Origin of the sequence: Enterobacter sp. 940_PEND (assembly GCF_001059415.1) — a bacterium.
GTDB classification, from domain to species: domain Bacteria; phylum Pseudomonadota; class Gammaproteobacteria; order Enterobacterales; family Enterobacteriaceae; genus Enterobacter; species Enterobacter cloacae_M.
The window spans coordinates 20,756-38,013 of sequence record NZ_JUMS01000002.1; the positions used below are offsets into that span (position 1 = coordinate 20,756).

General features: G+C 57.2%; 16 protein-coding genes. 4 read left to right on the top strand and 12 right to left on the bottom strand.

The features are described from left to right. Nucleotides 1-44: 44 nt before the first annotated feature. From ADJ24_RS00530 to ADJ24_RS00545, 4 genes are all read right to left on the bottom strand, one after another. Nucleotides 45-413 (bottom strand): hypothetical protein, encoded by a 369-nt coding sequence (locus tag ADJ24_RS00530; protein WP_023311871.1) that lies wholly within the window; start codon nucleotides 411-413, stop codon nucleotides 45-47. Between the two features lie 87 nt (nucleotides 414-500). Beyond that, nucleotides 501-1,061: an RNA polymerase sigma factor gene (locus tag ADJ24_RS00535; RefSeq protein ID WP_023311872.1), complete on the bottom strand. Its 561-nt coding sequence runs from the start codon at nucleotides 1,059-1,061 to the stop codon at nucleotides 501-503. Between the two features lie 5 nt (nucleotides 1,062-1,066). Further along, a complete protein-coding gene (locus tag ADJ24_RS00540; protein ID WP_023311873.1) occupies nucleotides 1,067-1,486 on the bottom strand; it encodes a hypothetical protein in 420 nt (139 codons plus the stop codon). 156 nt (nucleotides 1,487-1,642) lie between these two features. After that, nucleotides 1,643-1,882, bottom strand: coding sequence for a hypothetical protein (locus ADJ24_RS00545; protein ID WP_032668446.1), 240 nt, complete (start codon nucleotides 1,880-1,882; stop codon nucleotides 1,643-1,645). 166 nt (nucleotides 1,883-2,048) lie between these two features. On the opposite strand from ADJ24_RS00545, the gene ADJ24_RS00550 reads away from it, so the two are divergent. After that, a complete protein-coding gene (locus tag ADJ24_RS00550; RefSeq protein WP_023311875.1) occupies nucleotides 2,049-2,840 on the top strand; it encodes a hypothetical protein in 792 nt (263 codons plus the stop codon). Between the two features lie 167 nt (nucleotides 2,841-3,007). Here the strand turns inward: ADJ24_RS00550 and ADJ24_RS00555 are convergent, their stop codons facing one another. The 8 genes from ADJ24_RS00555 to ADJ24_RS00590 all read right to left on the bottom strand — a co-directional run bounded on the left by ADJ24_RS00555 (nucleotide 3,008) and on the right by ADJ24_RS00590 (nucleotide 13,994). Further along, entirely contained in the window at nucleotides 3,008-4,558 is a 1,551-nt protein-coding gene (locus ADJ24_RS00555) for a methyl-accepting chemotaxis protein (protein WP_023311876.1), read from the bottom strand. Nucleotides 4,559-4,647: 89 nt separating this feature from the next. Further along, entirely contained in the window at nucleotides 4,648-5,664 is a 1,017-nt protein-coding gene (locus tag ADJ24_RS00560; RefSeq protein ID WP_023311877.1) for a LacI family DNA-binding transcriptional regulator, read from the bottom strand. Between the two features lie 28 nt (nucleotides 5,665-5,692). After that, a complete protein-coding gene (locus ADJ24_RS00565; RefSeq protein WP_023311878.1) occupies nucleotides 5,693-7,099 on the bottom strand; it encodes a sucrose-6-phosphate hydrolase in 1,407 nt (468 codons plus the stop codon). Next, the gene (locus ADJ24_RS00570) at nucleotides 7,099-8,469 is read right to left on the bottom strand and encodes a sucrose-specific PTS transporter subunit IIBC (protein ID WP_032656958.1); all 1,371 of its coding nucleotides are present in this window, start codon (nucleotides 8,467-8,469) and stop codon (nucleotides 7,099-7,101) included. The genes ADJ24_RS00565 and ADJ24_RS00570 overlap by 1 nt, the downstream gene beginning before the upstream one ends. A 66-nt stretch (nucleotides 8,470-8,535) precedes the next feature. Further along, nucleotides 8,536-10,053 (bottom strand): carbohydrate porin, encoded by a 1,518-nt coding sequence (locus ADJ24_RS00575; protein ID WP_023311880.1) that lies wholly within the window; start codon nucleotides 10,051-10,053, stop codon nucleotides 8,536-8,538. Between the two features lie 173 nt (nucleotides 10,054-10,226). Beyond that, on the bottom strand, nucleotides 10,227-11,117 hold the full coding sequence (locus ADJ24_RS00580) for an aminoimidazole riboside kinase (protein WP_023311881.1): 891 nt from the start codon (nucleotides 11,115-11,117) through the stop codon (nucleotides 10,227-10,229). Between the two features lie 88 nt (nucleotides 11,118-11,205). Further along, nucleotides 11,206-12,417 carry a diguanylate phosphodiesterase gene (locus ADJ24_RS00585; RefSeq protein WP_023311882.1) on the bottom strand — a complete coding sequence of 404 codons (1,212 nt, stop codon included), beginning with the start codon at nucleotides 12,415-12,417 and terminating at the stop codon, nucleotides 11,206-11,208. 95 nt (nucleotides 12,418-12,512) lie between these two features. Next, the gene (locus ADJ24_RS00590; RefSeq protein WP_023311883.1) at nucleotides 12,513-13,994 is read right to left on the bottom strand and encodes an alpha/beta hydrolase; all 1,482 of its coding nucleotides are present in this window, start codon (nucleotides 13,992-13,994) and stop codon (nucleotides 12,513-12,515) included. Between the two features lie 266 nt (nucleotides 13,995-14,260). On the opposite strand from ADJ24_RS00590, the gene ADJ24_RS00595 reads away from it, so the two are divergent. Genes ADJ24_RS00595 through ADJ24_RS00605 form a run of 3 tightly spaced genes read left to right on the top strand, consistent with a single transcriptional unit; the run spans nucleotide 14,261 to nucleotide 17,251 of the window. Then, nucleotides 14,261-15,115 (top strand): MurR/RpiR family transcriptional regulator, encoded by an 855-nt coding sequence (locus ADJ24_RS00595; RefSeq protein WP_023311884.1) that lies wholly within the window; start codon nucleotides 14,261-14,263, stop codon nucleotides 15,113-15,115. Between the two features lie 12 nt (nucleotides 15,116-15,127). Further along, nucleotides 15,128-15,703: a D-alanyl-D-alanine dipeptidase gene (gene ddpX, locus ADJ24_RS00600; protein ID WP_023311885.1), complete on the top strand. Its 576-nt coding sequence runs from the start codon at nucleotides 15,128-15,130 to the stop codon at nucleotides 15,701-15,703. 15 nt (nucleotides 15,704-15,718) lie between these two features. Beyond that, a complete protein-coding gene (locus ADJ24_RS00605; protein ID WP_048701792.1) occupies nucleotides 15,719-17,251 on the top strand; it encodes an ABC transporter substrate-binding protein in 1,533 nt (510 codons plus the stop codon). The last annotated feature ends 7 nt before the right edge of the window (nucleotides 17,252-17,258 follow it).

Below are 17,258 nucleotides of genomic sequence, written 5' to 3' on the forward strand. Positions count from 1 at the left end.
TTACTCCGTGAACAGTGAAAATTATCGTGTGAGGACGATGATTTTCATTCACGGAAAACGCAGTTTTTCAGGTGTATTCGGGGAGGCGGTGCCTGAACGGGCTGTTCTGCGGGAGCCAATGCCCGCCCTTGCGTAAACAGCTGCAGCAGCGCGAAGAAGATAATAATGGCCGGTAGCGCGCCGTCGAAGAACAGCGGCTGGGCGCAAAGCAGCGAGTGTGCGCCAAGTTGGCAAGGCGACGGGCCGGGCTGTTCGGTGCTGGTTTGCGTTGGGGCATCAGCACTCAGAGAAATCTGCGGATCCAGTCCCTGTAAAAAATGGTTGAGCATCACCGCACGCTGCACGAGGCAAAGCGCCATCGCGAGACAGGTGATAATCAAAAGCCATTTTCCGAGGAGCTGACGGTTGCGCATAACGTTCCAGAGTGACAAGACGCCCCGATCATAAACGATAGTGATGAATCTACAAGTGCCGGAAGTGTAAGGTTTTGTCTGTCGCCGCTATTCGCCCGTCAGCGCGTCATAGACGTCCCGCAGCCGCGTGCGCAGAAACAGCACCGCCTTGTGCTTGCGGGATAACAGCGCCTGCTCGCTGGCGCCCGTCTCCTCTGCCAGCATTTTAATGCTGTAGCCGTGGAGTTCGGTCTTTTCAAACACCTCGCGCTGCGGCGGCGGGAGTTCAGACAGCGCCTGCCCAAGCTCTTCCCACAGCAGCGTCTTGAGGTACTCCTCTTCCGGCGTGTGCGGTACGCCGAACAGGGTTTCGGCCAGCTCGTCTTCCGGGAAACCGTCGTCGTCTTCGCCCGTAAAATAACCGGAGAGCGACACCTCACGCTTTTTACGCGCCCGGTCGGTCATCTCGTTACGCGCCGCGCGGAACAGCCAGGCGGCGACGTTTTCGACCGGCTGCTCCACTTTCATCAGCTGATAGGTGACTTCCTGCAAAATGTCGTCGGCATCATCGCGAACGGAGGTCCGTCCGCGAATGAAGGCTGTCAGCCGGGCGCGGCAGGCATTGAGCGCCGACATCAGCATGGATCCGCCCGCCTCCCCGGCTTTCATTTCGCTCACTCTGCTTCCGGCGCTTTTGGCGTGGCGTCGTCGCGCTTATCGTCACGATGACCGTGCCAGCCGCAGTGGCCGCGACCATGGCGACCAAACCCTTCGCGGCGCTGCTGAATAAACGCCTCGCGCTGTTCGGGCGTCATGTTCATCCAGCGCTCGTGCATGCGGCGGTGCGCGCCAAACATCCCCGGGCGGAAACCTAACCCGCCAAACAGAATGCGGCTCAGCACCAGAATGCCCAGCGCCTGCCAGAAGCCAATAGCCTTAACGCCGAGAATGGCCGGGAGCAAGGCGTTCCACAGGGTCATCACCACCAGGCCGAGCACGATGAAAATCACCGCGCCGATGACTAAACCCTTACCCATACGGTGGCGACCGAATCCGCGCCCGTGACCTCTGCCGTGCAGTTCAAAATCTCTCATGGTGTTTACCTCGTTTACAGTAACTGATTATGGCTTGTGATGAGGTAGACGGATGAGGAAGGGAAATATTGCTGGGGTGAATAAAATTTTTTGGGCTGACGATTTGGACTCATAGCGGTAACGGCTGACGGGTGCTATGAGTCGCTCGAAAGCAAATCATCGCGTACGAAGAAGTCGCTTAACCAATGCGATAGCAATAATGGCCAGTATGATTGACACCAGTGCCAGGAAGATAAGCAAGGATAATAGTGGATTTAACAAGCCACCTAAACTGGTGAAGTCGCTGATACGGCCAAGTTGCTCGGACGTGCATACACGCAAAATGATCTCAGGAATAATAAGCAAAAATATAATGACGGTCAGGACATAAACCAGAGCACCCTTGCGCTTTCCCATTTTCGATGTTGCCCCTTTCTCAATCATGATCAATGATAATAAAGTAATGATAATGCAAGGTTGTATAAAATGTCACAAAATTAATTAATTGCAGACCGTCCGAGGCATTAAAGTTTTGCTAACAACTGCCGATTTATGAATTACCACCTAATATTGAGGCGCCAAAATGTTCCTTGAAAACTTTAAAAATAAGGATTTTATAATTTACTTTATCTATGTCGCTGTATTTATCGTGATTGTGAATAGAGCATATGGAATGTCTAACTTACTAAGATTTGTCTTTCGCTATCTGGCAATTGGTTACTCAGATGCAAGAATGAAAAAACTTGATGACAAATGGTTTGATATCCAACTATTCAAAATAACCAATGGAATTAACACCACCAATTTAAACGACGCAAGACTAATACAAAGAGGGTTAAATGAGGGGTTACTAAAACCATCATGGTTTTTATTTACCAGTTCATGGGGAGACATCACCATAAAGATGTCGAAAAAGAAATTAATCTTATCCTATCTAATGGGACTGGTTATATTTATCATGGGGAATTATGCATGGATTGAGCAAACCCAAATTGTTGATGGATTCGTCAAGATCGACCACAAGGAATTTAGTTATTATATTTCTAAAGAAAAACTGATTATAACATCATTTAACAGATCTATTGATAATGCCACCGTCCATAGTAAAGAGGATTGCAAGAGTATTACAGGTTCAATTCCTAAGGACTCAATGTTCTCTATAGCATGCACGAAGCTACTTGATGATAGACTGTCGTATAAATGGTGGCTTGAAAAAGAAATCCAGTCCGTAAATAGCAGGAAAAATACGCTAAGGCTTATTTCTTACATTTATTGTATCACTAGCGTTTTGTGGGGATTTTCATTATACCAATTCAATCGCGCCAGCACTCATGTCGTAAATTATAAATTATCGATGCAAAATCAAAGTTCATAGATAAAAGTATAAAGCCGCCTTTCACAGAAAGGTAGCTTTCGATAATGGCTCTGTAAGGGGGTATTGCGACTGTAAGTGTACCCGTTATAACTCCATGCATTTTTTGAGATGTCCATTAGTGGAGGTAGTAAACGGCGAGGCTCCAGAGGGAGCCTCCCCTGATACCATCAAGCCTGCACCGGTAAACTAAAACTCGAAATACTCCGCGAAAGCTGCTGCGCCTGCTCTTCCAGCGATGCCGCTGCCGCAGCGGACTGCTGCACCAGCGCGGCGTTCTGCTGGGTGACGCCGTCCATCTCGGTCACCGCCTGGCCGACCTGGCTGATCCCGCGGCTCTGCTCTTCGGAGGCGACGGAGATCTGCTCCATCAGCGTATTCACTTTATTCACTGACGAAATAATCGAGTCAATCACCTCGCCCGAGCGGCTCACCAGCTCCGCACCGTTTTTCACGCTGGAAACCGACTGCGCAATCAGGCTCTCGATGTCCTTAGCCGCCACCGCGCTTTTCTGCGCCAGGGTGCGTACCTCGCTGGCCACGACCGCAAAGCCGCGTCCCTGCGTACCGGCGCGCGCCGCTTCAACGGCCGCGTTCAGCGCCAGAATGTTGGTCTGGAAGGCGATGCTGTTAATCACGCTGGTAATGTCTTCGATGCGCTTCGAGTTCGCCGCGATGGTGTTCATCGTGTCGATCACTTCACGGGTCACCGCTTCACCGGTGTGGGCATTTTTCACCGCGTCCTGCACCAGTTTCCCGGCCTGATAAACGTTGTCGGTATTGTTCGCCACCGTCGCGCTCAGCTCTTCCATGCTCGCTGCCGTCTGGGTCAACGCGGAAGCCTGCTGTTCGGTACGTGACGCCAGGTCGATATTCCCGGAGGCAATCTCCTGCGCTGCGTGCGTTACGGTATGGCTCGCATCGCGCACTTGGGCGATGGTCGCCAGCAGCGCCTGACGCATCTGCTCCATAGAACTCATAAGATGATCGATTTCGTTATGAGCGCTCCCCTTGACCGGGACCGGAACGTCCAGCCTGCCCGCCGCAATCTGGCTGCAGTGCTCGCGCGCCAGGTTTACCGGCGCAAAGACAAAGCGCTTCATCAGCAGGCTGACGGCGACAATCACCACCACAAACAGGCTGGCGATAGCGGCAATGATCGCCAGGCCGGAGACGAAATTGCTGCTCGCATCCTCGTTCAGGCTTTTGGCGTATTTCTGGTGGACGGAAAGGACCTGGTCGAGAACGATCTCGTACTGGCGGTCGAGGCGGGAGACTTCCGGGATCAGCGCGTTAAATTTGGCCACATCGTGCGCCTCGGCGGCATCGATCAGCGGCGCCAGCCCCTGGTTGCGGTAGTTTTGCCAGGCGTCCTGATAGGCAGTCACCAGCGGCGCTTCATCCGTCAGACGCGGCGAAGCCATAAAGGCCGCAAAGGCGTGGTCCGCTTTGGTCAGCGCCTCTTTCACGGCGGTTAGCTTTGCAGCCCCGTCTGCCGAGTTGCCCGCTTCCACCATCTTCACATACTCCATCACCCGCACGCGCAGCGTACGGCTGTGGTTGATGGGGTCAATAATAGACAGCACAACCTGGATCTCTTTGTTGACGTTATCCAGGGAATTATTACTTTTTATGATGAGGCCAACGCTGGTGACAATGCTGACAACAAAGAAGAAAAGCAGCGAGAACAGGACGATCAGGGACGACTTTTTCAACGACATAAACCAATACCTCAAGGAGAATTATTCCTTATGGTTATCGGCCATTCCAAAACTTAAATTAATTAAAGTTATTGAAGTATCGAACCGGGCTATTTCGCTGGCTTATAGCGTCGCTGCAGGGTGGCATTGAGCTTGCGCTGCAACGGCTGCGGCGTCTCCCCTTCGATCAATTTGCTAATCAAATCAAAGCAGTGCCACGCCAGCTGGCGGTTATCCTGACGAATGGTATCCACGGGAATCGTCAGCGAATCGTAGAGATAGTGATCGTCAAAGCTGGCTAACCTGATATCGTTTTGCAGCAGGTTGTGCTGGCCCATATAGCGCAGCACCCCTTCCAGCAGCCCGCAGGCGGCGGCGAACAGCGCTTTCGGCGGACGTCCCAGACGGGCGCAGAGTTCAGCAAACATCTCGTAACCGGAGCTCGGGTGATAGTTGCCGTGAATGATCCACTCGGGACGCAGCTCCACGCCGGCCTCTCGCAGACCTTGCTTAAACCCTTCCAGACGATCGCGCGTCGGAGAAAGGCGCGGCTGGCCGCCGAGAAAATAGAATTCATCAGGATGCTGGCGCGCAATGTCGGCCACCAGTTCCGCCGTCGGGGTAATGGAGTCGGTGATCACCAGCGGCAGCGCGCTGTCGTTGATGTGGCGGTCAAACAGGACAACGGGCAGCTGCTCGCTCAGCTTGTGGTAGTCCGCATCGTTAAGCATGCTGGAGGCCACAATCAGTCCGTCAACCTGACGCGCCACCATGTTGTTCACCACCACCGTCTCCTGCCCCGGGTTTTCATCGCTGCAGGAGATCAGCAGCTGAACCCCCGCCTCGCGGCACAGCGTTTCCAGCTCGTGAGAAAACACGGCAAAACCGTAGTTGGTGATCTCCGGAACCACCAGACCAATGGTGTGGCTGCGGTTATCGCGCAGCGACCGGGCGTGAATGCTGGGCTGATAGTGGTGCTCTTTTGCAATCGCCAGCACGCGCTCGCGCGTCTCCTCCGCCACGCGAAGCTCTTTGCTACGCCCGTTGAGGACCAGGCTGGCGGTGGCTTTTGACACGCCCGCCAGCTCCGCGATGTCTTTAATGGTGACGCGTTTTGTTTTTCTCACAACGACTTAGATCCGGCTGCCAAAACCCTCATTCTATCATGCAGGCGCGCAGCGACCAGTAGCGTAATGTGATATCGGACGCACCTTCGAATCGCACCCGGGCCGGATGGTCAGGAAAATAGCGGCTGCTCATCACCCCTTCGCCATGGTTTATGAAGATTTCAACGCTGGAGCGGTCGCAGAGAACGCATAAATGAGTGACGTCGCCCTGCCAGTAGCGGGTCAACGTTTCACCGGTTTTCAGGCTCGCGCGTTCAAGACGTATACCCTGCTCATCGACCGTGAGACGCAGCGCGCCGCCAAAATCGACATTCACCTGCGCTGCGCTCAGCTCAAACTCCAGGCGCGTCGCGTCCAGGTCCGGCGCCTCGCTGGCGCGCCCCTGCCAGCGCTGTTCATCTTCACGCAGCGCCGCCAGCTCGCGAGCCGGGGTCTGCCAGAGCCTGCCGTCGCGATAGCGTAATTCGCGCGGGCAGGTCATCTGGTGCATCCAGCCGTGTGTCCGGGTTGGCTGAAGCATCTCTTCCCCGTCCGGTACGCCCATCCAGCCGATCAGAATGCGTCGTCCGTCCTCCGCCAGGGTCGTTTGGGGTGCGTAAAACTCAAAGCCCGCGTCCAGCTCGTGCAGCTCGCTGTGATCGAATGCGGCGTTTTCATAGTCAAACGCCCCGCTCATCCAGGTAGCCGGATAGGTGTTGAGATAGCGATGCGGCTCGCGCGCCAGCCCCTGCGGACAGCTGATCAGGACGTGCGTTCCGTCGAGGGCGAACAGGTCCGGACACTCCCACATATACCCCGCGTCCGTCAGGCCGTTGACGCCGTGACCGGCGATTTCCCCGCAGGACGTCCAGGCGTGCAAATCGGCTGAGGTAAACAGCAGCACCTTGCCGCGCTTTTGCACATCCTGCGCGCCGAGCACCATGTACCACTCCCCGTCGTGCTGCCACACCTTCGGGTCGCGCACGTGGCCGGTGTAGCCTTCCGGCAGCGCCAGCACCGGCCCCAGCTTCTTAAAGGTCCCGTCCGGCTGTTCCACGGCGAGGCACTGCCAGGCCGTGCGGCTGCCGTCATCAAATTTAACGTTGCCGGTGTAGCACAGGGTCAGGACGCCCTGGTTATCCACGGCGCTACCGGAGTAGCAGCCGTTGCGGTCATACTCTTGATCCGGCATCAGCGCCAGCGGCTCATGCTGCCAGTGCACCAGGTCAGCAGAGCTCCAGTGCCCCCAGCATTTAAACCGATGCTCGCAGTCCAGCGGGTTCCACTGATAGAACAGGTGGTAGCGGCCGGCAAACCAGATGAACCCGTTGGGATCGTTCATCAGCCCCGTCACCGGCGCGGGGTGCCACTGCGGATAGTGGCTATCCGCCAGCGCCCGCGGCTGACCTTTCATAACGGCCTGCAGGATCGCAGGCCAGCGGGAAGGTAACGTCATTATTCAGAGTCCGTTTTATATTTCAGCAGCAGTGAGACGGTAAACGCCACGCCGAAGGCAATCACCATACCGATAATATAGTTGAGCAGCGAGCTGGCCTGCACGATGGCCATGCCCGGAATAGCGGTCAGCCCAACGGCGGTCATGTAAACATGAACAGATACCACCCAGGCCCCGCCCACCGCGCCGCCGATCAGCGCGGCGATAAACGGTTTCACGAAGCGCAGGTTGATACCAAAAATAGCCGCTTCGGTGATGCCCAGCATCGCAGAAAACGCCGACGGTAAGGTAATGGCTTTAATTTTGGCATCTTTGGTTTTGAACCACACCGCCAGACAGGCGCCGCCCTGCGCCACGTTCGCCATGGCCCAGATCGGCAGCAGGAAGTTCACGCCAATCGACGGGTTGCCCAGCAGACCGGCTTCAATCGCGTGGAAGCTGTGGTGAATACCGGTGATCACAATCACCGAGTAAAGCCCACCGAACAGCAGCCCGGCCAGCCAGCCCGCGTGTTCAATTAACGTGCTCAGGATAAAGGAGATGCCGTCGCCCAGCGCGCGCCCCGCCGGGCCGATAATCAGCAAGGCGATAAAGCCGGAGATAACGACGGTGAGGAACGGCGTCAGGATCAGATCTAACGCGTCCGGGATCGCGCGGCGCAGATTTTTCTCCACGATGCTCATAAACCAGACGGCCAGCAGCACCGGGAACACCGTGCCCTGATAGCCAATCATCGCGATCTCAAGGCCGAAGAAGTTCATGGTGTGGAATCCGGAGGCCACGCCCCAGGCGTTGGTCAGCGCCGGGTGCGTCAGAATGCCGCCCAGCGTCGCGCCGAGATACGGGTTACCGCCAAATTCCCGCGCGGCGGTAAAGCCGATCAGAATAGGCAGAATGATAAACGCCGCGGAGCTGCACATGTCCAGCATGATGTAGAGAGCGTTATCCGCATTGACCCAGCCGTAGGTTTTCACCATGCCGAGCAGGCCCATCAGCAGGCCGGAGGCCACAATCGCGGGAATGATCGGGACAAAGATGTTGGAGAGCAGACGGGCAATGCGCTGGAACGGGTTCAGCTTGCGCGCCGCCAGATCCGCGGCCTCAGATTTACTGGATTCGCTAATCCCCGCAGCCTGAATAAACGCGGCGTAGACCTTGTTGACCACGCCCGTGCCAAAAATCACCTGCATCTGTCCGGCGTTACGAAAACAGCCTTTTACGCCGTCGACCTTGCCGATCGCCTGCTGATCGGCAAGCGCGTCATCGACCAACACCAGACGAAGACGCGTTGCGCAGTGCGCCGCGCTGGCGATATTTTCCTTGCCACCGAGCAGCGGAATAAGCTCGCGGGCGATTTGATTAAAATCCATAGATACCTCTGCCTGACTTCTTTTTATGATGTGCGAAACGCTCCCGCAAAGCGGGAGCGTGATGGGTTAAAACCAGGTTTCCATCTGGACCCCAAAGTTCCATTCCCCGCCGGCGTTGAAGCCGCTGCTGCCAAAGGCATCATCGCTGGCGTAATGATCCAGTTTGCTGCTCCAGTCCATCCAGGTGGCAAACAGACGCAGCTCCGGACGGCTGAAGAAATCGCCGATTTTGCTCGCTTTTAACGTTGGCGCAAAGGTCAGCTTGTAGAAACTGCCGTTGACGGCGTTGCGGTCCTTATAGCCTTCCGGATTTAAATCCATGTACTGATAGCTTCCCTCAAACGCCAGGGCGAAGTTCTGCGTCACCTCTTTAATCAGACGGGTGTTGAGCGTAACCCACTCATAGCTATCGCCCTTGACGTAGCGATCTTTACTGCTCTGCGCCAGGACGGCGGGCGCAACGCTCCAGCCGCCGCCGACAGGCGTGACACCGTAACTTGCGAAGCGCCAGGTATCCGCCTCAGACAGCAGCGCGCCGTCGGAACCGATGCTTTTCACTTCCGCACCCAGCCCGTGACCGTACAGCAGCGCCGTTTTGGCTGTCCCTTCCCGCACGCCGTAGAAGCTCTCATTATGCAAGCCGACCAGGGCATGAACGCCGGTATTGGCGGCGTCGGTTTTGATGAGATCGCCGTTGGTGTCTTTACGGTCGTCGTTATCCTTCGCCCGCAGGCCGCTCACCATCAGCTGGAACGGTCCGGCGAAGTGGTTCATGCTGAGGATATAGTTCTGAACGTCATTGTCGGTCTGCTCCACGCTGCCGAAGTTGCGGCCGTAGATGGAGAAGTTGCTGCGCAGCGAATCGTTCCATTTCACGTCGTAGACGCCGCCGCCGGTACCGGCGAGGAACACCACGTCGGAGTCCAGCCAGTGAATATCAAAGTTGTCGCGGTCGAAGCGTTTACCCGCCCAGAAGGTGCTGCCCTTCAGCGCGCCGGTAAAATCAGGCAGGTTGCCCAGCTCCGCGAAGGCCTGGCGAATATTGAGATCGCTGGTATCGGCTGACCAGTCGTTATAGGTTCTCTGACCGTCGGCCAGCATCGCTTTGAAGCGCGTGGTGGCCCCGTTATCCAGAGTTTGCTTGTGCTCCAGGTTCAGCTCGACGTAGGTGTCGGCTTCGTTACCCAGACGCCCTACCGCGCCGCCGGTTTCTCCGGCCGGGGTCAGATAAGGACCGCTTTTGCTGCTGGAGGCCGCATCGTTCATCAGCAGGCCCGAACGGGCGTAGCCGTGGAACTCAAACCCGCTGCTTTGATCCGCCTTCTTCTCCAGCGCGGTGGTGCGCTGCGCCACCGCCTGGGTTGTCGTTTGCGTCTGCTGCTGCACGGCCACCAGCTGCTGCGTTTTTTGTTCCGCATCCGTGGCGCGTTTCTCAGCCACCTGCGCACGCGTTTCCGCCGCCTGGAGGCGCTGCTCCATCGCGGCAAGACGCGCTTCGATACTTGTCATATCCGTTTGGGCAAAAACAGAGGTACTTCCGGCCAGCATGCCTATCATCACGGCAAGTCTGCGTTTTTTATACATTTTGTCGCATCCCTAAAAGAAGTCATTAAACGTGCTAAATTGCTAAACCGGTTTAGGTTGCTGATACTAAACCTCTGAATTTTGGATCGGCAATCTTTTTTGCTAAACCGTTTTAGTAAGTGTGATCGAGGCGACAATTCAGGCCGCCGGATGGCGGCCAGTGGAGGAAGGAATTACAGATCGTGCTGCCAGGGCAATGCAGTCATCGCCCCTTTGGCCGTGGTGGCTAATGCGCCGCAGCGCTGGGCTAAGGCGATGACCGGCGTCAGATCCTGCCCGGCGGCCAGCCCGTAGAGTAGCCCCGCCACGAAGGCATCGCCCGCGCCGGTGGTATCGACACACTCTACGGGCGTTGCCGGATAGTGCTCCACGGCGCCGTCATGCCAGGCGATCACCCCCTCTTTTCCCTGGGTGACCAGCACCAGATGCGCCGGGCAGCGCGCCATCAGCGCGTCCAGACCGACGTTTACCTCGACATGTCCGGTTAGAAACGCCAGTTCTTCAACGGAGAGTTTCACCACGTCAGCGCTCTGCAGGGCCAGCTCCAGGCAGCGGCGCAGCGCGTTCTCATCCGGCCAGAGATCCGGGCGAATATTGGGGTCGAAGCTGACGTAGCCGCCCGCCTCGCGAACGGCGGCCATCGCCTCAAACGTCGCAGAACGGCTCGGCTCTGCGCTTAACGCGATGGAACAGACGTGCAGCCATTCCCCGGCGCTGAACGTCGGCAGATCGGCGGATTCGAGAAACAGATCGGCGCTCGGGCGCACCATAAAGGTAAACGAGCGTTCGCCGTGGTCGTCGAGATCGACCACCACCGTTGAGGTGCGGTGCGCCGGGTCAAGGCGCATAGACTTCACGTCGACCTTTTCGTCAGCGAGCGTTTTCGCCATAAAGCGCCCGAAGGGATCGTCGCCAACCCTGCCGATAAAGGCGCTCTGGCCGCCCAGCCGGGCAATACCGACCGCAACGTTTGCCGGTGCGCCGCCGGGACACTGCAGCAATCTGCCTTCTCCATCGGGCAGCAAATCCACTACCGCATCGCCAAGTACCCAGATTTTTTTCATGCTTTCCTCGTAGCTAAACAATGTTAAACCGTTTTAGCTATTTAAGCACAGGCAGTGCGAAGGGGAAATAACGCGGGAGGAAAATTGGCTAACGCACCAGATGCGGCCAGTGAATATCACCGACGCCATTAAGCTGCGGGCGGGCAAACAGAAAGCCCTGGAAGCGGCGGATCCCGGCAGACTCGAGCCAGCACCACTCCTCTATCTTCTCGATCCCTTCCGCCACCAGGGTAATTTCAAGATCGGAGCAACAGCTGACGATGGAGCGCACAATCGCCTGCTTCGGGCCGCTGAGGTGGATATCGCTGACTATCTCCCGGTCGATCTTAATTTTATCCGGCTGGAAGCGGGTCAGCAGCGAAAGACCGGCATAGCCGGAGCCGAAATCATCGATCGCCAGGCCAATCCCCTCACCGCGAAGCTGCTTGATGGCGCTATTAAACTGGTTGAAGCCGGAGATCATCTCGTTTTCCGTCACTTCAATGACCACCTGCTCCGGCTGAAGGCCATGTTTTTTTATCTCGCTGACCAAAAATTCCACGGCGTTGGGGACATTCACCAGCGACATCGGCAGCAGGTTTACCGCAATCTTATGGCTGCCAATGCCCAGCTTTTCCGCGAGAGCAAAGGCATACGCTTTCGTCTGGAGATCGACTTCGTAGATTTTGTCCGGGTCAAGGGCGCTGAAGAAATGCTCCGGGCTGCCGCCTTCGTTGCCGCGAATAAGGGCTTCAAGCGAACTGATCTTCCCTTCCGAGGGCTCAACGATGGGCTGGAGCGCAAACTGACAGGTTTGGTTGGCCATCAGCCCCAGGTGTTCGCCAAAGGGCAACGCCTCGGATGAAAGCGTCCATTTTTCAGGTACGTAGCGTGCACCCGACAGGGCCGGACGTTTGCCTGTGATAAACGTCTGGATAAATTTGAACACCCGGTCATCGGATGTGAGATAGCTTTCCAGCTTGCTGTAATTCAGAACCGACTGCAGCACCTCTTTCGGTGACTGCGTCTGCAGATCGAACAGCAGCATACCGACGTTTTCGAAGCGCCTGCGCGGGCCATAGTCCCGCATCAGCTCAACCACTCCACTGTGCCGCTTGTCGTCACGGATTTTATGGAACAGCTTAAGCACGCTCTCTTCCGACCCTTCGAGTATTTGCAGCACGTCGCTACCTTTTGCGAGCAGAACCCCGGTGATATTCAGACTGGCATTGCGGATCCGGGCGCGCTCCACCAGTTCCCGCAGCTCGGTGGAGGGGCGGGATAAATTCAACTGGCTTCGGTAAATCAGAGTCGTCAGCACAAAAATGGGTTCCGATGAGAAAGTGAGGTGCCTTGAAGCTACTATTTAACATACTTAATCAATGCGACCTAACATATTCACACCACAGGGGAACGTTACTTTTCACCGTTGCCAATTCGGCTGTCGATCCTCTCCTGCATATAGTCGTAGAACGGATTCGAGGTAACCCGCATCAGCGCCTCTTTTCCGACGCTCAACACGGAGGTTTCGCCCCAGAGCGCAATCGTCCCCAGGCTGATGCCGTAGCGGTTTTTCACCCCAGGCTCACGGCCATAGAGATCGTCATCCGGCGGGAACGGCACCGCAATATGCGACAGGGAATAGACATCCTGCGGCCAGGCCTGCGCCAGCGGCACGACCGTCTCCCGGGTGCTGCCTGCCGGAGTGATCTTCGCCACCGTCGAGAAACTGTGCTCGCTGGCATTGGTAATAATCGTGACACCGTAACGCCTCTGCGCAACCGGCAGCAGTGCCGAAGTTGCCGTCCACGACGACGGTTTGAACAGCGGGCGGAAGCTCGCCGCCTGGTTGATGTCAAACATCACCAGCTCGCTGCCGTTTGCCGGAAGCTGGTCAAACAGGCCGGTCACCACCGCGCGGGTGCTGACCGTGGAATCCATGACCGACTGGAACGCCAGGATCGGCGGCAAATTCGCCAGCCTGTTCTCCCGCGCCTCGCGGCCGATTTGCTCCTGCAGGGCCTTCGTCAGAAGCCATGACTGGCGGGCGGCGTTGACCGGGAACGAGTTATATTTGTACGGGTTATATTCCGGAGAGATATTCAGCCACGCCGCTTTGGCAAACGCCGGCAGCAGCGCCGGTAACCCGGCGAAACCGGCAAACCGCGCAAAGGCCGTCACGCCAATCATAGGTGAGAGGAGTATCACCTGCTGCGGTTTACGCAGCGAAGGCGCGTCCAGCGCATCGAGGGCATATTTCATCGCCAGCGCCCCGCCGTTGGAGTAACCCACCAGATGCAAAGGCGCAGCCTCGCCCGCCAGACGCGTGGCCTCCCGCACCGCAAGACGCGTCGCCGCGAGCCACATTTCCCAGTCGACGTCCGTCAGCGCGCCGGGCGCGGTGCCGTGCCCGGGCAGGCGCGGGACCACGGCCACAAAGCCGTGCTGTTGATAGTTCACCGCAAGGCGCCTGACGCTGTAAGGCGAGTCCGTCAGACCGTGCAACAGCACCACCGCGCCGCGCGGCTTTCCGGCAGGCATCAGCACAAAGGAGCGGTTGGCATCGGGCGTAAACTGTCCCGGCCACACCAGGCTCTGGCGATAATAGCGGTTTAACGGCGTGCGTTCCTCGCCCTCTGTTTTCGCCGTCACCGCATTATCAAGATCGGCGAAAATGGCGTTTTCCCGGGCGATATACCGGGCAAAATCGGCGTTATCCATCTCGCGCACGGACATCTCATCGGCCCGCCAGGTATGCCAGAGGTGCAGTTCCGGTCCCTGCTGCGAGAGATAGACCCGAACGGCCAGCAGGACGACCAGTACGATCCCAACGACCATCCCTATTTTCTTTGCAAGCGCCATCAGGCGCACGCTGACTCGCCAGGGCAAATTTGCCATGCCGGGATCCCTTTTATATTCACAGTACATCTATCTTATCAAAAATGTGAACGGACTGACGTATTCACCAAATTCATACCTGCCCGCTCAGCCAGTGCACCAAAAGTGAACTACGCTGCACAAATGTTGATCATTGGTTAAACAAATATTGCATGAAGTTTACTGCACAGCGGGTTTCACCCGCCCTGTGAACCTGGCACGCGTCATGCATTGTTAACCCGGTAACAAAAATTCGGCCTTTGACAGCCTGTTAACAGCGAGGCGGTATGACGACGAAACCTGAGATGTTGAGCCGTATCGAAGCGACGTTCAGCCAGCTCACGCCCAGCGAAAAGCGGGTCGGAAGCTGGCTGCTGGCGCACGCCGCGCAAATCCCGTTTGAAACGGCGGAGAGCATCGGTCAGGCGAGCGGGACCAGCGGAATTACCGTCGGACGCTTCCTGCGCAAGCTGGGGTATCGCAACCTGGAGGATGCCAAAAAGAGCCTGCGCGATCCGTATCAGCCCTGGGGCATGAACGAGCGGCTGGACTCCTGGCAGCAGCAGCGCCCCCTTTCCAGCCGCCTTCAGCACGCCCTGTCGCTGGAAGTGGATGCCATCACGCAGGTGTACCAGATGGCGCAAACGGACGCCTTTCGTCAGGTGGTGCACAACCTCGCCCACGCCGACGCGGTGTTTGTGCTGGGGATCCAGTCCACGCGCGGGATTGCCAACGCCTTCTTCAGCCACCTTGAATACCTCCGCCCGCGCGTGAGCTATTCGGAGGGGGCTTCCGGCAGCTGGGTGGAATCCCTCAACTCGGGTTTTTCGCATCCGTACGTCGTGCTGACCGATACGCGCACCTACTCCACGATGGCCCGCCAGTACTGCCGCGTCGCCAGCGAGAAAGGCATTCCGCTGGCCTTAATCACCGACATCTGGTGCCCGTGGGCGCGGGATTACCCGATTGATTTACTGCAGGTGAAAACCGATACCGGTCACTTCTGGGATTCGCTTGCCCCCGTGAGCTGTCTGTTCAACCTGCTGCTGTCGGGCGTGGTGGAAGCGCTGGGTGATGCGCTCCCGGCGCGTCTGGCGGTCAACCGACAATTACAACAAGAGTTTGGTCAATTCGAACGCTAAAGGAGCGGAGCTATGCCCGAAGAGAGTGAACTGATTGATGTGGCGAAGACGTTTCCCACGCTGCATATCGATCTGAAGTACGCCACCGCCGACAACATCACCGGCCGTCCGATCTATCAGGAGGCGCTGTGCCTGCTGCATACCGACGCGGCCACCGCGCTGGCAAAAGCCATCAGCATTGCCTCGCTGGCCGGGCTGAAGCTGGTGGTGTACGACGCCTATCGGCCGCAGCAGGCGCAGGCCCAGCTGTGGGATGCCTGCCCGAACCCGGAATACGTGGTCGACGTGGCGATTGGCTCCAATCACAGCCGCGGTACGGCCATCGACGTCACCCTGATGGATGAACATAACGCCGTGCTGGATATGGGTGCCGGTTTTGACGAAATGCACGACCGCTCGCATCCGTATCACCCTTCCGTGCCGCCGCACGCCCAGCGCAACCGTCTGCTGTTGAACGCCATCATGTTCGGCGGTGGTTTTGTCGGTATCAGCAGCGAATGGTGGCACTTCGAACTGCCGAACGCCGCCAGCTACCCGCTGCTTGACGACCGTTTTGCCTGTTTTCCCCTGACGCACACTTCTCTTTAAACCTGGAGCACTGCCATGAAAACATCGCTTGTTTCGACCCTGATCGCCGCCACGCTGGCCCTGAGCGCCCCGCTGGCGCTGGCTGCCGTTCCGAAAGACATGCTGGCGATCGGTAAAGCCGCCGACCCGCAAACGCTCGATCCTGCCATCACCATTGATAACAACGACTGGACCGTTACCTATCCGTCCTACCAGCGTCTAGTCAAGTACAAGCCGGGCTCTACCGAGGTGGAAGGCGATCTATCGACGGGCTGGAAGGCGTCTGAAGACCAGAAAGAGTGGACCTTTACCCTGGCGGATAACGCGAAATTTTCCGACGGCACGCCGGTTACCGCCGAGGCGGTAAAACTCTCCTTTGAGCGCCTGCTGAAGCTCGGCCAGGGGCCGTCTGAAGCCTTCCCGAAAGATCTGAAAATAGATGCCGTCGATGACCATACGGTGAAGTTCACCCTCAGCCAGCCGTTCGCGCCTTTCCTCTACACCCTGGCAAACGACGGGGCGTCAATCATTAACCCGGCGGTGCTGAAGGCCAATGCGGCGGACGATGCGCGCGGTTTTCTGGCGCAAAACACCGCCGGTTCCGGGCCGTTTATGCTGAAAAGCTGGCAGAAAGGCCAGCAGCTTATTCTGATCCCTAACCCTCACTGGCAGGGTGAAAAGCCGCACTTTAAGCGCGTATCGGTGAAAATTATCGGTGAGAGCGCCTCGCGCCGACTGCAGCTTTCCCGCGGCGATCTGGACATTGCCGACTCCCTGCCGGTCGATCAGCTCGCAGTGCTGAAGCAGGAAGGTAAAGTCGCCGTCGCGGAATACCCGTCCCTGCGCGTGACTTACCTCTATCTCAACAACGGTAAAGCGCCGCTCAATCAGGTGGATTTACGCCGGGCCATCTCCTGGGCGACGGATTACCAGGGGATGGTGAAAGGCATTCTGAGCGGCAACGGCAAGCAGATGCGCGGCCCGATCCCGGAAGGCATGTGGGGCTTTGACGCCACGGCAATGCAGTACAGCTTTGACGAGGCCAAAGCCAAAGCGGCGCTGGAGAAGGTCAAAGACAAACCCGCCAGCCTGACCTTCCTCTACTCGGACAACGATCCGAACTGGGAGCCTATCGCCCTCTCCACTCAGGCCAGCCTCGGCAAGATCGGCATTAACGTCAAGCTGGAAAAACTGGCCAATGCGACCATGCGCGACCGCGTCGGAAAAGGCGATTACGACATTGCCATCGGCAACTGGAGCCCGGACTTTGCCGACCCGTACATGTTCATGAACTACTGGTTCGAATCGGACAAAAAAGGGCTGCCGGGCAACCGCTCGTTCTATGAGAACAAAGAGGTCGATTCCCTGCTGCAGGCCGCGCTGAAAACCACCGACCAGGCAGAACGCACCAAAGATTACCAGCAGGCACAGAAGGTGGTTATCGACGAGGCGGCCTACGTTTATCTGTTCCAGAAAAACTACCAGCTGGCGATGAACAAAGAGGTCAAAGGCTTCACCTTTAATCCGATGCTCGAGCAGGTGTTCAACATCGCCACCATGAGCAAATAACGGTTCT